This window comes from Streptomyces plumbidurans, from assembly GCF_019857225.1.
Lineage (GTDB): Bacteria > Actinomycetota > Actinomycetes > Streptomycetales > Streptomycetaceae > Streptomyces > Streptomyces plumbidurans.
Window position 1 is genome coordinate 57,786 of the sequence record NZ_JAFJSY010000013.1, and the last position, 13,580, is coordinate 71,365.

The following is a 13,580-nucleotide window of genomic DNA, read 5'->3' on the forward strand; positions in this document are numbered from 1 at the left end:
GGCCGGGGTACCGGAACTGGTCGCCGCGGCTACCGGAAGCACAACTCGGCGGCCGACTCGGCGAACTCCGCGGCGCGGGGGGCCCGACCGCAGCCCCGCCCGCCCAAAAACGCGCACCCCCAGCTCACTGCCTCCGCACCGACCCCGGCAGCCGCAACCGCCGTACGACCGAGCGCAGCTCCGTGGCGCGTGAGGACGGGCTGCGGGGCGGGACCATCGCGGGCACAGTCTGCAGCTCAGGGGGTGGGGCGGCGGTCCACAGGGCGAAGTCTGCGTCGCGGGGGCCGTAGGCGACGCGGGGTGGGTCCGCGTCGAAGATGCGTACGGGGTGTGTCTCGTCCCAGGGCTGCCAGCCCGGGTCGCCGTCGGTGGCGAAGCGGACCCAGGCCGAGTGCATCGCGTCGGCCAGGTGCTGGGGCCCGCCCTCGCCCGCCAGCTTGCGGGACTCCGGTACATCGCCGGTGTCGAACACGAAGCCGAGTTCCAGGGCGTGGCAGGCGCCGAGGCCGGGGAGGTTGGAGGGCCAGGCGAACTCGTAGACGTACGAGGTGCCGGGGTGCGCGTCGGCCAGCCGGTGCAGCGGGAGGCGCAGCAGGTGGTCGGTGACGATCTGCCCGACGATGTCGGCGGTGCCGGCCTCCGGGTGCAGGGTGCGGTAGCCGCGGGGCACCTCGGTGCCGCAGTGGCAGCGGGCCATGGCCCCCGCGAGGGCGACGGCACCGAGCCGGTCGACGCGTTCCAGGAGGCCCCCGGGGACCAGCCACAGGCGGTACTCCTCGCTGGTCCAGCCCATCATCAGGTCGACGCCTCGGGCCGCGTCGCCCGTGGTCAGGGCCTCCAGCGGGTCGCTGGGTACGAGGTCGCCGTCGACGACGATCCCGAAGGAGGGCCCGCCGAGCACGGGGCTGCTGAGGCGGCCCACGTCGCCCTGGACGCGCAGCAGCAGGTCGCGGTCGACCTCGGCGAAGGCGGCGGCGGTCGCGGGGATCTTCAGGCGGGTCGCCATGCGGCGCACCATCCGGCGCACCTTGTCCCGTTCGAACGCCTCGGGCGGCCCGCTCTGCAGGACCGCCCGGTGTATCAGCCCCTGCGCCTGCGGGGCGGCCAGCAGGGCGCCGATGCTGATCGCCCCCGCCGACTGGCCGAAAAGGGTGATCCGGTCCGGGTCGCCGCCGAAGGCCGCGATCGACTCGTGCACCCATTGCAGCGCGGCGAGCTGGTCGCGCAGACCCGCGTTGGCGGGGACGTCCGGGAAGAGCCCGTAGCCCTCGACGCCCAGCCGGTAGTTCACCGAGACCAGCACGACGCCGTCGCGGGCGAAGGTCGCTCCGTCGTACACCGGCACGGCGGAGGAACCCCTGGTCAGGGCGCCGCCGTGCAGCCAGACCATGACCGGGAGCCGGGCGGCGGGGCCGGGCTCCGGGGTCCACACGTTCAGGTTGAGGCAGTCGTCGCCGGGGACGACGGGGTCGGACAGGTACTTGTCGAAGGCCTCGGAATACGGCGGTTTCGGCGGTGTCGGCCCGAAGGAGCCCGCGTCGCGGACACCGTCCCAGGGCTCGGGCGGGACGGGCGGCCTGAACCGCCGGGGGCCGAAGGGGGGCGCCGCGTACGGGATGCCCCTGAACACCGCGATCCCGTGCTCGTACCGGCCGCGTACGGCTCCGTACGGCGTGCTCACCACGGGATCCGTCTGGACTGCTGCCGTCATACGACCATCAGCCTCCTCACCGCGCCATTGCACCGTGAACAACAGAGCACCACAGGCCGCGCCGGTATTCCGGCTCAGGGCGCGTTTCGGCCGCCGGCCGGGGGACCCCGCCCGCCGATGGCCGGCCTCGGTGGCCGGCCTCGGCGATCCGCCCGTGGGTGGACGGGAAACGGCTCCCGGCCGGTCGTGTCCGATTCCTTCAAGACCCGCCGCCGGGATGCTGCCTACGGTCGTCGCATGACTCCACGAATCGATGCCGTAGGGATGGTCGTCTCCGACATGGCGGCCTCCGTCGCGTTCTACCGCCGGCTCGGCCTGGCGTTCCCCGAGGGGGCCGAGGGCGAGCCGCACTGCGAGGCCGCGCTCCCGGGCGGGCTGCGTCTGCTGCTCGACACCGAGGCCACGGTCCGCTCCTTCCACGCCGGGTGGCAGCCACCCACTGGCGGCTACCGGTCCGCGCTCGCGTTCCGCTGCGACAGCCCGGCGGAGGTGGACTCGGTGTACGCGGAACTGGTCGAGGCGGGACACCACGGGGAGCTGAAGCCGTGGGACGCCTTCTGGGGCCAGCGCTACGCGGTCGTGCAGGACCCGGACGGCAACGGCGTCGACCTGTTCGCCCCGCTAGCGCAGTAGCTCGCGCAGCGGGACGCCCGCCAACTCCTTGACGTCCCGGGACAGATGGGCCTGATCGGCGAATCCGGTGCGGGCCGCGGTCTGCGCGAACGGCACCCCCTGCCGGGCCAGCCGCAGCGCCCGCTGCAGCCGCAGCACGCGGGCCAGCGTCTTGGGTCCGTAGCCGAAGGCGGCCAGCGAGCGGCGGTGCAACTGGCGGGCGCCGAGCCCGAGTTCGGCGGCGGCGGCCGCGACCGGGCGGCCCCGGTCGAGGGCGCCGACGAGGTGCCGCAGCAACGGGTCGGGCGGTCCGGTGCCGGCGGCCAGGCGCAGCGCCAACTCCTCCAGCGCGCCCGCCGGTTCGGCCGCGGCGCGCATCCGGTCGGTGAGGCGGCGGACCTCCGCGGCCGGCCGGAGTTCGGCGAGCGGGACGCGCCGGTCGCGCAGCTCGTGTGCGGGCACGCCGAGGAGTGCGGGAGCGGTTCCGGGAGCGAAGCGCACGCCGGTCCACACGCCGGGCGCGTTCTCGGTGACGTAGGCGCTTGTGTCGGGTCCCGCGACCAGCAGCCGGTCCTCGTGCCAGAGCAGGTCCATGCAGCCGTCGGGCAGCACCCGCCCCACGCCGGCCTCGGCCGGGGTGTTGCGCCACACGACCGCTCCGGTCAGCCGGGACGGCCTCTCCGCGTACACGTCGGCCAGCCTACGCGCGCGCCTCGGCCGCCCGCCCCCGGTGCTCCTGCGGGCTGACGCCGTAGACCCTCTTGAACGCGCCGGACAGGGCGAACGCGCTGCCGTAGCCGACGCGGCGGGCGATCGCCTCCAGGGTGTCGTCGGTGTCGCGGAGGGCGTCCGCGGCCAGTTCCAGACGCCGGCCGGTCAGATACGTCATCGGGGGCTCGCCCACCAGCTCGGTGAAGCGGCGGGCGAGTGCGGCCCGGGACACCCCTGCTTTGCCCGCGAGCGAGGCCACTGTCCAGGGGTGCGCGGGGTCGCCCTCGACCAGCCGCAGCACCCGGCCCACCACGGGGTCCGCGAGCGCCCGGTACCAGGCCGGTGCCTCCGCGTCGGGGCGGGAGAACCAGGTCCTGAGCGCGGCGATGACGAGCAGGTCGAGGAGCCGGTCGAGGACCACCTCCTGGCCCGGTTCGTCCCGCACGATCTCCGCCATGAGGAGTGGGGTCAGCGGGCAGTCCCACATCTCCGACGTGAGGGTCAGCAGGGGCGGCAGGGCGTCCAGCAGGCGTCCGCCGACCTCGCCCTGCCACAGATAGGTGCCGATCAGCAGCACGGCGGAGCCGTCGAGCCGGTGCCCCCAGCTGCGTACACCCAGGTCCATGGAGCCGTTCAGCGACCGCCCGTCGGGGTAGCTGCACTCGGCGCCGGGCAGGATCAGCGCCTGCGGCTCGGTGCCGGGGTCGTCGGCGCAGGTGTAGGGGTCCGGGCCGCGCGCGACGGCCAGGTCGCCCGCCCGCAGCCGCACCGGCTCCCCCGCGTCCGGTACGACCCATGCCTCGCCGCGGACCATCAGCATGACGGTGAGGGGCGCACGGTCCTCGATGCGCACGGACCACGGCGGTTCGAAACACGCACGGATCATGAAGGCGCCCCGCGCGCGGGGGCCTTCGAGGAGGCCTGCGAGAGCGTCCATGGGCTCAGCGTAGACGTCCGCGCATGGGAATGAGCCGTTCGGCCATGGGGGCTTGGGGCGTTGGGCCGTTGACTTCAGGCATGGCTGACAACACGGCGAAGACGCGGAACATGACGGTGGTGGTGACCGGTGCCTCGGGGCGTACCGGGAGCCGGGTGGCACAGGCGGCACGGGCGGCGGGCCTGACGGTGCGGGCCGCGTCCCGCGCCCGGGGCTTCGACTGGGAGAACGCGGCGACCTGGGCACGGACTCTGCGGGGCGCGGACGCGGCGTACCTCGTGCATCCGTCCGACGTCGGCGCCCCGGCGGCGACCGAGGCAGTCGGGGCTCTTGCGCGGGAGGCGGTCGGGCTCGGGGTGCGGCGGCTGGTGCTGCTGTCGGCGCGGGGCGAGGAGCAGGCGCGGCCGACCGAGGAGGCCCTGCGGGCCTCGGGCGCGGACTGGACGATCGTACGGTCCGCGTGGTTCGCGCAGAACTTCAGCGAGGGGCCGCTGCCGGCCGAGCTGCGCCGGGGCGGGCTGGTCTTCCCGGCCGGTGAGGTGCGCGAGCCGTTCGTCGACGTACGGGACATCGCGGATGTCGTGGTGACCGCGCTGACCTCCGGGGACCGCTTTGCGCGGCGGGCGGTGGAGCTCACCGGGCCGCGGCTGCTGTCCTTCCGGGAGGCGGTCGCGGAGATCTCCCGGGCGACCGGCACGGAGCTCACGTACACACCGGTCCCGGCGCGCGCCTACGGCGAGGCGCTGACCGGGTTCGGCGTGCCACCGGAGGAGGCGGAGTTCCTGGTGGAGGTGTTCGAGGGGCTGCTCGACGGCCGCAACGCCCGTCTGACGGACGGCGTACGGCAGGTGCTGGGCCGTGCGCCGCGCGACTTCACGGACTTCGTACGGGAGGCGGCCGCGGCGGGCACCTGGAAGGCGTGAGCCCTCAGGGGGTGTCCGGCTTGTGTCCCGTGTGCGGCGGGTGCGTGCTCTTCACATGGGTGCGCAGCCGGGAGGTGACGTCCTCCGGCGGCAGGAAGCGGGACCAGCGTTCGGGGAACTCGGAGGGCATGTCGGGGTCGTCGGGGTCGGGTTCGTGGCCCGCGGCGGCGCGGGCCACCTGCTCGGCCAGCTGTGCCTCGCGCAGGCGTTCGTTCGCGGCGCGGGCCGCGGCGGTCGCGGCGGCCGGCCAGACCCGGTCGATCGCGGCGTTGACGGCGGCCCCGACGAGCACGGCGAAGGCGGACACGCCGATCCACAGCAGCACGGCGACGGGCGCGGCGAGCGAGCCGTAGATGGAGGGGCCCTCGACCGTGCTGGTGAGGTAGATGCGCAGCAGGAAGCTGCCGAGCACCCACATCGCGAGGGCGACCAGGGCGCCGGGCACGTCCTCGATCCACGGGGAGCGGACGGGCACGGACACGTGGTACAGCGTGGTCAGGAAGACCACCGACAGCACGATGACCACGGGCCAGTACAGCACTTGTACGACCGTCGTCGACCAGGGCACGACGTTGACCACCGCGTCCGGCCCGGCCACCATCAGCGGCAGCGCGATCGAGCCGATCAGCAGCGCCACGACGAAGAGCAGGAAGGCCAGCAGGCGGGTCTTCACGACGCCCCGGGCGCCGTCGAGGCCGTACATCACGGTGATGGTGTCGATGAAGACGTTCACGGCGCGCGAGCCCGACCACAGGGCGAACACGAAGCCGATGGAGATGACGTCCGGTCTGCCGCCCTTCATCACGTCGTGCAGGATCGGCTGGGCGATCTCCGAGACGCCCTTGTCGGACAGGACGGTGCGGGACGCCTCCAGGATGTTGTTCTCCAGGCTGGCGATGGTGTCCGCGCCGGTCCAGTCGTCGACGTAGCCGAGCAGGCCGATCATGCTCAGCAGCAGCGGCGGCACGGACAGCAGCGTGAAGAACGCGGCCTCGGCCGCGAGGCCCAGGATGCGGTACTCCATGCAGGAGTTGAAGGTGTCCTTGAGCAGCAGCCAGGCGGTCCTTCGTTTCGAGACGTTCCGGTAGAGGGCACGCGCCCGGTGGAGACGCCCGGAAGGGCCCTGTGGGGATTCACTTGCTGGCTGCACGACCTAAAGGTATCCGCCGTGGCGGGGTGCACTCACCCCCTGGCCCCACGGCCTGTCGGGATGCCCGGGACGAAACGGGGCGGTAACGGCCCGGAGGCCGGTCGAGTGAATCCGACCCATTATTCTGTCATGTCCTCGATGGCCGGATTGTTCTGCCGTTCAACCGGAATCATTGCGCACACGTGTGCCAGCAATCCGGCGAGTGAGCCGGTCGCGCGCCGCGAGATCCCTCATCCGGGGCGCGCACAACGCACCGCGCACCGACTGGATCGCGCCAATGGCCGAAACGCCCTTGAACCGTTCATGCACTCTCCGAAAGAATTCGCATTGCATTCGTCGTGCATGCTGGGAACGACTCAGGCGCACACGACACGGGGGACTTCGAGGGCCCGCGACCAGGGCCCGATCCAGCCGCGTTACCCGTGATTCGCAGGGGACCCATGCGAATCGCGCCGTGCTGCCCTGCGCCATTTTTCACGCGGCCACTCCACACACTTACACACCATTCTGAACTCGAACACCAATCTCTCGGAATTCCGTCCCGGCGTGAACAGCCGACGGATTTCCGCCGTATTTGTCTCGGGGGAATTCTCATGCCAGCTGCGCACTCATCGACGCGTGCACCGTCGCCGGCACACCGGGCCGGCGCGGGCAGAGCACTCGCGCCCCGCACGGCGGCGGGCAGGCACCATGCCGCCCACCCCCCACATGCAGCTCACCCCCCACTGCGCGCTCGTCCCGCTCCATGCGACGGGCGCGCTCGGCAACTCCCCCGGCCTGCTCCAGGCCGCGCCGGTCGCCTTCGGTCGTGATGCAACAAGCCTGTCACCGACGGAACCGGACAAGCCGCAAAGCGCGTAAAGACTGCAAAACCCGTAAGGAGCAGACGTGGTGGGAAAAATCGACACCCTCACCGAAAATGTACTGGCCGAGGTCCTGGCCGGCGTCGTACGCCGGGACCACGTACCGCTCGACAGCCACTTCTTCGACGATCTCGGCGCCAACTCGCTGGTGATGGCCCATTTCTGTGCCCGGGTCCGCAAACGCCCCGACCTGCCGTCCGTGTCGATGAAGGACGTCTACGGCAACCCGACGATCCGCAGCCTGGCCGCCGCCCTCGACACGGTCCCGGCCCCCGCACCGGCCCCGGCGCCCGTGGCACCCGCGCCGCAGCCCGGCAGCACGCCGCGCTATCTCCTGTGCGGCCTGCTGCAGTTCCTGGTCTTCGCCGTGTACTGCGCGATCGCCGGGATCGTGATGGGCCGGGGCTACGACTGGATCTCGGCCGTGGACGGGGTCCTCGACATCTATCTGCGGTCGCTGGTCTTCGGCGCCTCGGTGTTCGCGGGCGCCTGCCTTCTCCCGATCGCCGCCAAGTGGCTGCTGGTGGGCAGGTGGAAGGAGACCGAGTTCCCCGTCTGGAGCCTCGCCTACTTCCGCTTCTGGACCGTCAAGGCGCTGCTGCACACCAACCCGCTGGTCCTGTTCACCGGCAGCCCGCTGTACGTGCTGTACCTGCGGGCGCTGGGCGCGAGGATCGGCAAGGGCGTCACGATCCTGACCCACACCGTGCCGGTCTGCACCGACCTGCTCACGGTCGGCGCCGGTTCGGTGATCCGCAAGGACTCCTTCATCCTGTGCTACCAGGCGCACGCGGGGCGCATCCGCACCGGCCGGGTGACGCTCGGCCGGGATGTGTACGTGGGTGAGAAGTCCGTCCTCGACATCGGTACGACGATGGGTGACGGCGCCCAGCTCGGCCACTCCTCCGCTCTCCACGCCGGGGCGTCCGTCCCGGCCGGCGAGCGCCGGCACGGCTCCCCCGCCGTACCCACGGACGTCGACTACGTCCGCATCCCCCCGGCCCGGGTCTCCACCCTGCGCCGGGCCGTGTACGGCCTCGGCGGGCTGCTGCAGATGCTGGTCGTCTACGTACCCGTCGGGGTCGGCGGAACCTATCTGCTGCTGACGGTGGTCCCCGCCCTCGACAAGCTGCTCGACCCGACCTCGAAGGACCTGGGCTCGGCCGCGTTCTACGGCGAGTCCCTGGGCTTCTCGCTGGCGGCCTACGCGGCCTTCCTGGTCCTCGGCTTCCTCGGCGTGTCCGTGCTGCCGCGCCTGCTGGGCCGGATGCTCCGCCCGGACCAGGTCTATCCGCTCTACGGCTTCCACTACTCGCTGCAGCGCGCGATCGCCCGCATGAGCAACATCAAGTTCTTCAAGTGGCTCTTCGGCGACAGCTCGTACATCGTCCACTACCTCAGGTCCATCGGGTACGACCTCTCGCACGTCGAGCAGACCGGCTCGAACTTCGGCACCGAGGTGCAGCACGAGACACCGCACCTGGTGACCGTGGGCAGCGGCACGATGGTCGCCGACGGGCTGTCCGTCGTGAACGCCGACTTCTCCGGCACGTCCTTCCGGGTCTCCCGCGTGACGATCGGCGCGCACAGCTTCCTCGGCAACAACATCGCCTACCCCAGCGGCGGCCGCACCGGCGAGAACGTCCTGCTGGCGACGAAGGTGATGGTCCCGCTGGACGGCGAGGTGCGCGAGGGCGTGGGCCTGCTGGGCTCGCCCGCCTTCGAGATCCCGCGCTCGGTGGAGCGCGACAGCCGCTTCGACCACTACCGCGAGGGCGACGAGCTGCGCCGCAGGCTGGCCCTGAAGAACCGCTACAACCTGCGCTCGATGGGCCTGTTCCTGTTCGTGCGCTGGCTGCACTGGTTCGCCCTCAGCGTGCTCGGCTTCGCCGCCTTCGACCTGTACGGCGCCGACGGCATCCTCGGCGGACTGGTGATCGGCGCGTCCCTGCTGGTGGGCCTGGTGTTCAGCACCGGTTACTACGTGCTGGTGGAGCGGCTGATCACCCGCTTCCGCCCGCTGGAGCCGCGGCTGGTCTCGATCTACGACCCGCACTTCTGGTGGGTGGAGCGCCTGTGGAAGGTGCCCGACAACCACCTCGTGGTGTTCAACGGGACGCCGTTCAAGACGTTCGTGTGGCGGCTGCTGGGCGTACGGATCGGGCGCCGGGTCTTCGACGACGGCTGCTACATCACCGACCGCACGCTCGCCGCGATCGGCGACGACTGCACCCTCGCCGCCCACACCAAGGTGCAGGCCCACTCGCAGGAGGACGGCACCTTCAAGTCCGACCACATCACCATCGGCGCCGGCTGCACGCTCGGCACCGGAGCACTCGTGCACTACGGCGTCTCCATGGGCGACGGCGCGGTCCTCGCCCCCGACTCCTTCCTGATGAAGGGCGAGGAGATGCCGGCGGGGGCGCACTGGGGCGGTAACCCGGCGGTCGCACCGAGGCACGCGTGAACACAACGCACGGAAACACAGGGGGGAACCACTGATGGAAACCATTCCGCACTGGACGCTCGACCCGGTCGTGGGCGTCGCGGAGTACGAGGTCCCGCTGCCGGACGGAGTGCCCTGCACGCCGGCCGAGCTGGCGGCCGCACACACCAGGGTGCTCGCCGCACTGTCCGGCGAGGACGAGGTGACGTCCGGGCCCGACGACGGCGCCCTGCACGTCACCGTCACCGGACGCACGCTGCGCCTGCGCTACCGCACCGACGTGCTCGACGCCGGTGCCGCCGCCCGCATCGCCGGCTACCACCTCACCGCGCTCGCCCACCCCGAGCGGACGAGCCTGCTGTCCGAGGAGGAGATCCGGTTCCAGCTTCTGGAGCTGGCGGGGCCCGAGCGGACGCTGCCCGACCGGCGCGTGCACGAGCTGTTCGAGGAGCGGGTGCTGCTGCACCCGGACGCGGTGGCCGCCGTCCAGGACGACCGGGAGTGGACGTACCGGGAGCTCAACTCCCGTGCGAACCGCATCGGCCGGGCGCTGCTGGCCCGCGGGCTGGGCAGCGAGGGCGTGGTCGCGGTCGTCATGGAGCGCAACCTCGACTGGCTGGCCGGCGTGCTCGGCGTCCTCAAGGCGGGCGGCGTCTACCTGCCGATCGAGCCGCACTTCCCGGCCGACCGCATCGCGACCACCCTCGGCCGGGCCGGCTGCGCGCTCGTGCTCACCGAGCACGGCAGCGCCGGTCATGTCGACGAAGGCACCCGCAGGCTGTTCGTGGACGACGCCTACGCGGAGGACCACGCCGACGACGACCTCGGCGTGCCCGTCGAGCCCGGCCAACTCGCCTACATCTACTTCACCTCCGGCTCCACCGGTGAGCCCAAGGGCGCGATGTGCGAGCACGCCGGTTTCCTCAACCACGTCCTCGCCAAGATCGACGACCTGGGCGTCGGGGCCGGGCGGACGGTCGCGCAGACCGCGCCGCAGTGCTTCGACATCTCCCTGTGGCAGCTGGTCTCCGCGCTGCTCGTCGGCGGGCGGACGCTGCTGGTGGGGCAGGAGACGATCCTGGACGTGCCCCGGTTCGTGGACACGATCGCGCGCGGCCGGGTCAACGTCCTGCAGATCGTGCCGTCCTATCTGGAGGCCGTGCTGGCCGAGCTGGAGCAGCGGCCGCGCGAACTGCCCGACCTGCGCTGTGTGTCGGTCACCGGTGAGGCGGTCAAGAAGGAGCTCGTGCAGCGCTGGTTCGACGCGATGCCCGGGATCCGGCTGGTCAACGCCTACGGCCTGACCGAGACCTCGGACGACACCAACCACGAGGTCATGGAGCGGGTCCCGGACCAGGACCGGGTACCGCTCGGGCGGCCGATCGCGAACGTACGGGTGTATGTCGTCGGCCAGGACCTGGCGCCCGTGCCGCTGGGCGCACCCGGCGAGATCGTCTTCTCCGGCGTCTGCGTGGGCCGTGGCTACGTCAACGACCCCGAGCGCACGAGGGCCGCCTTCGGCGAGGACCCGTACCGGCCCGGCGAGCGGCTGTACCGCAGCGGCGACCACGGGCGCTGGCTGCCCGACGGGAAGCTGGAGTTCCTCGGCCGCCGCGACAGCCAGATCAAGATCCGCGGCTTCCGCGTCGAGATCGGCGAGGTCGAGAACGCGCTGCTGCGGGTGCCCGGCGTGCGGGACGGCGCGGTCGTCGTCGTACGGGGCGAGCAGCTGGTGGCGTTCTGCACCGGCGACCAGCCGGTGGGCGCCGAAGAGGTGCAGAACAAGCTGGCCGCCTCGCTGCCCACGTACATGGTCCCCGCCGTCGTGCACTGGCGCGAGGCGCTGCCGCTGACCGCCAACGGCAAGATCGACCGCAAGACGCTGACCGCGCTGGCCGAACAGCTCGACTCCGCGGACTGCGAGGCGCCGGACACACCCGCGGAGCGGCGGATGGCCGCCGCCTGGGCCGAGGTGCTCGGCGTGAGCGCCGACCGGATCGGCCGCACGGACCACTTCTTCGACCGCGGCGGCACCTCGCTGTCCGCCGTGAAGCTGGCGATCGCCCTGGACCGGGCGATCAGCCTCAAGGACGTCACCCGCCACCCTGTCCTCGCCGATCTGGCGGGGCTGCTGGACCAGCGCCACTGAAAGGAACCAGTGCCATGTCGCACACGTCCCCTGCTGCTTTGTCCGACATCGAACTGGCCCCGGGCCGGCCGCCGATCCTGCACACCAAGTCCGACGGCGACACGGCCGGCTGGGCCGCGGAGCACCGCGGCGCGCTGCGTGCCGCCGTCGCCGAGCACGGCAGCCTGCTCGTGCGCGGCCTGGGCCTGGACGGGCCCGGCGTCACGCAGGAGGTGTTCCGGCAACTGTCGAGCGACCGCTTGATGGCCGACCGGGAGCCGTTCGCACCGCGCCGCGCCTACTCCCAGGGCGTGTACTCGTCCTCCAAGTGGCCCTCCAACCAGCCGATGTGCATGCACCACGAGCTGAGCTACGGGCTCGAGTTCCCGGGCCTTCTGCAATACGCCTGCCTGGTGGCGCCGGACGAGGGCGGCGCGACCGCGCTCGCCGACAGCCCGACGGTCCTCGACGCGCTGCCCGCCGATCTGGTCGAGCGGTTCGAGCGCGAGGGCTGGGTGCTGACGCGGACATACAACGACGAGATCGGGGCCTCGGTCGCCGAGGCCTTCGGCACCGACGACCGCACGGCCGTCGAGGACTACTGCCGGGCGAACGCCATCGAGTTCGACTGGCAGGACGACGGCTCGCTGCGCACCCGGCAGCACCGCAGCGCCGTGCTGCACCACCCGGTGACCGGCCGCCGCTGCTGGTTCAACCAGATCGCCTTCCTCAACGAGTGGACGATGGACCCCGAGGTGCGCGAGTACCTGGTCGACGTCTACGGCTCCGACGGGCTGCCCTTCAACACCCGTTTCGGCAACGGCGATCCGCTCGACGAGGGCGTCGTGAAGACCATCAACGAGGTCTACGAGGCCCACACCCTGCGCGAGCCGTGGCACTCCGGTGACCTGCTGCTCGTCGACAACATCCGCACCTCGCACAGCAGGGAGCCCTTCGAGGGGCCGCGTGAGGTGCTGGCCGCGCTCGGCGAGCCGGTCCGGCTGACGGACTGCGCGCCGACCATCGAAGTGAGGACCGCATGACCACCACTGACAGTGCCGCTCAAGGCGCCCTGGCCGCACCGCCGTTCGCGGTGATCTCCGGCGAGCAGGTGCAGCAGGTGCTGGCGGGCCACGAGCCGCAGATCGCCGAGCTCGTCGAGGCCGTGTACCGGCTGCACGGGGCGGGTGACGCGGTCAATCCGCCGTCGTTCTTCCTGCGCTTCCCGGACCGTCCCTCGTCGCGGATCATCGCGCTGCCGGCCTCGCTCGGCGGGAAGCTGCGGGTGGACGGGCTGAAGTGGATCTCCAGTTTCCCGGAGAACACGGATGCCGGGCTGCCGCGGGCGTCGGCCGTGCTGATCCTCAACGACCCGGAGACCGGCTATCCGTTCGCATGTCTGGAGAGCTCGGTCATCAGCGCGACGCGCACGGCGTCCTCGGCCGCGCTGGCCGCCGACCGGCTGAGCCGGACCCGGCAGCGGCCGCCGCGCGTCGGCTTCGTCGGGACCGGTCTGATCGCCCGCTACATCCACACCCATCTGACCGCGACGGGCTGGGAGTTCGAGGAGACGGGCGTGTACGACCTGTCGCCCGGCAGCGCGGCGGGCTTCCGCGGATACCTGGAACGCACGGGCGCCAAGGGGCGGTTCACGGTGCACGACAGCGCCGAGAGCCTGGTGCGCTCCAGCGATCTGCTGGTGTTCGCGACGGTCGCGGCAACCCCGCACATCCACGACGTGTCGTGGTTCGACCACCATCCGCTGGTGCTGCATGTGTCGTTGCGCGACCTGGACCCGCAGATCCTGCTGGCGTCGGCCAACTACGTCGACGACGTCGAGCACTGCCTGAAGGCGCAGACGTCGCCGCATCTGACCGAAACGCTCACGGGGAACCGGGAGTTCATCGACGGCACGCTGAACGACGTCCTGACCGGGCGGGTGTCCGTGCCGGGTGACCGCACGGTGGTGTTCTCGCCGTTCGGGCTGGGGGTGCTCGACCTGGCGGTCGGCAAGTTCGTTCACGACGAAGTGGCCCGCAGGGGTGGGCTGCACGTCGTCGACGGGTTCTTCCACGAGCTGCGAAGGCATGGCTGACCGG

10 protein-coding genes are annotated in these 13,580 nt (G+C 71.8%); 6 read left to right on the forward strand and 4 right to left on the reverse strand.

Translation table 11 applies throughout. The features are described from left to right. Positions 1 to 124 precede the first annotated feature (124 nt). A complete protein-coding gene (locus tag JYK17_RS11505; RefSeq protein WP_222810297.1) occupies positions 125 to 1,711 on the reverse strand; it encodes a carboxylesterase/lipase family protein in 1,587 nt (528 codons plus the stop codon). Positions 1,712 to 1,948: 237 nt separating this feature from the next. On the opposite strand from JYK17_RS11505, the gene JYK17_RS11510 reads away from it, so the two are divergent. Further along, entirely contained in the window at positions 1,949 to 2,344 is a 396-nt protein-coding gene (locus JYK17_RS11510) for a VOC family protein (RefSeq protein WP_222810298.1), read from the forward strand. On the opposite strand, the gene JYK17_RS11515 is transcribed toward JYK17_RS11510, so the two are convergent. Together JYK17_RS11515 and JYK17_RS11520 are read right to left on the reverse strand one after the other, a co-directional pair. Next, positions 2,333 to 3,013 carry a helix-turn-helix domain-containing protein gene (locus JYK17_RS11515; RefSeq protein ID WP_108006706.1) on the reverse strand — a complete coding sequence of 227 codons (681 nt, stop codon included), beginning with the start codon at positions 3,011 to 3,013 and terminating at the stop codon, positions 2,333 to 2,335. The two genes, JYK17_RS11510 and JYK17_RS11515, sit on opposite strands and share 12 nt — an antisense overlap. Positions 3,014 to 3,023: 10 nt before the next feature. After that, on the reverse strand, positions 3,024 to 3,971 hold the full coding sequence (locus tag JYK17_RS11520; protein ID WP_222810299.1) for an AraC family transcriptional regulator: 948 nt from the start codon (positions 3,969 to 3,971) through the stop codon (positions 3,024 to 3,026). Between the two features lie 80 nt (positions 3,972 to 4,051). Here JYK17_RS11520 and JYK17_RS11525 point away from each other — a divergent pair, with 80 nt between their 5' ends. Next, positions 4,052 to 4,894, forward strand: coding sequence for an NmrA family NAD(P)-binding protein (locus JYK17_RS11525; RefSeq protein ID WP_108006710.1), 843 nt, complete (start codon positions 4,052 to 4,054; stop codon positions 4,892 to 4,894). A 4-nt stretch (positions 4,895 to 4,898) separates the two neighbouring features. Here JYK17_RS11525 and JYK17_RS11530 read toward each other — a convergent pair whose 3' ends face one another. Beyond that, complete coding sequence (locus JYK17_RS11530) at positions 4,899 to 6,044, reverse strand: YihY/virulence factor BrkB family protein (protein ID WP_108006712.1); 1,146 nt, start codon at positions 6,042 to 6,044, stop codon at positions 4,899 to 4,901. Positions 6,045 to 6,935: 891 nt separating this feature from the next. On the opposite strand from JYK17_RS11530, the gene JYK17_RS11535 reads away from it, so the two are divergent. From JYK17_RS11535 to sbnB, 4 genes are read left to right on the forward strand one after another with little or no spacing between them, the layout of a single operon-like run. Beyond that, positions 6,936 to 9,374, forward strand: a complete 2,439-nt coding sequence (locus JYK17_RS11535) for a Pls/PosA family non-ribosomal peptide synthetase (protein ID WP_108007471.1) — start codon at positions 6,936 to 6,938, stop codon at positions 9,372 to 9,374. A 34-nt stretch (positions 9,375 to 9,408) separates the two neighbouring features. Then, positions 9,409 to 11,502, forward strand: a complete 2,094-nt coding sequence (locus tag JYK17_RS11540; protein WP_128801600.1) for a non-ribosomal peptide synthetase — start codon at positions 9,409 to 9,411, stop codon at positions 11,500 to 11,502. 14 nt (positions 11,503 to 11,516) lie between these two features. Beyond that, positions 11,517 to 12,524, forward strand: coding sequence for a TauD/TfdA family dioxygenase (locus tag JYK17_RS11545; protein WP_108006716.1), 1,008 nt, complete (start codon positions 11,517 to 11,519; stop codon positions 12,522 to 12,524). Continuing rightward, positions 12,521 to 13,576 carry a 2,3-diaminopropionate biosynthesis protein SbnB gene (gene sbnB, locus JYK17_RS11550; RefSeq protein ID WP_108006718.1) on the forward strand — a complete coding sequence of 352 codons (1,056 nt, stop codon included), beginning with the start codon at positions 12,521 to 12,523 and terminating at the stop codon, positions 13,574 to 13,576. Before JYK17_RS11545 ends, sbnB begins: the two co-directional genes overlap by 4 nt. Positions 13,577 to 13,580: the final 4 nt, after the last annotated feature.

What these genes read in the sequence shown, in the direction of transcription:
- JYK17_RS11505 (WP_222810297.1), bottom strand. Translation starts at nt 1,711, where the DNA reads ATGACGGCAGCAGTCCAGACGGATCCCGTGGTGAGCACGCCGTACGGA.
- JYK17_RS11510 (WP_222810298.1), top strand. Translation starts at nt 1,949, where the DNA reads ATGACTCCACGAATCGATGCCGTAGGGATGGTCGTCTCCGACATGGCG.
- JYK17_RS11520 (WP_222810299.1), bottom strand. Translation starts at nt 3,971, where the DNA reads ATGGACGCTCTCGCAGGCCTCCTCGAAGGCCCCCGCGCGCGGGGCGCC.
- JYK17_RS11525 (WP_108006710.1), top strand. Translation starts at nt 4,052, where the DNA reads ATGGCTGACAACACGGCGAAGACGCGGAACATGACGGTGGTGGTGACC.
- JYK17_RS11540 (WP_128801600.1), top strand. Translation starts at nt 9,409, where the DNA reads ATGGAAACCATTCCGCACTGGACGCTCGACCCGGTCGTGGGCGTCGCG.
- JYK17_RS11545 (WP_108006716.1), top strand. Translation starts at nt 11,517, where the DNA reads ATGTCGCACACGTCCCCTGCTGCTTTGTCCGACATCGAACTGGCCCCG.
- sbnB (WP_108006718.1), top strand. Translation starts at nt 12,521, where the DNA reads ATGACCACCACTGACAGTGCCGCTCAAGGCGCCCTGGCCGCACCGCCG.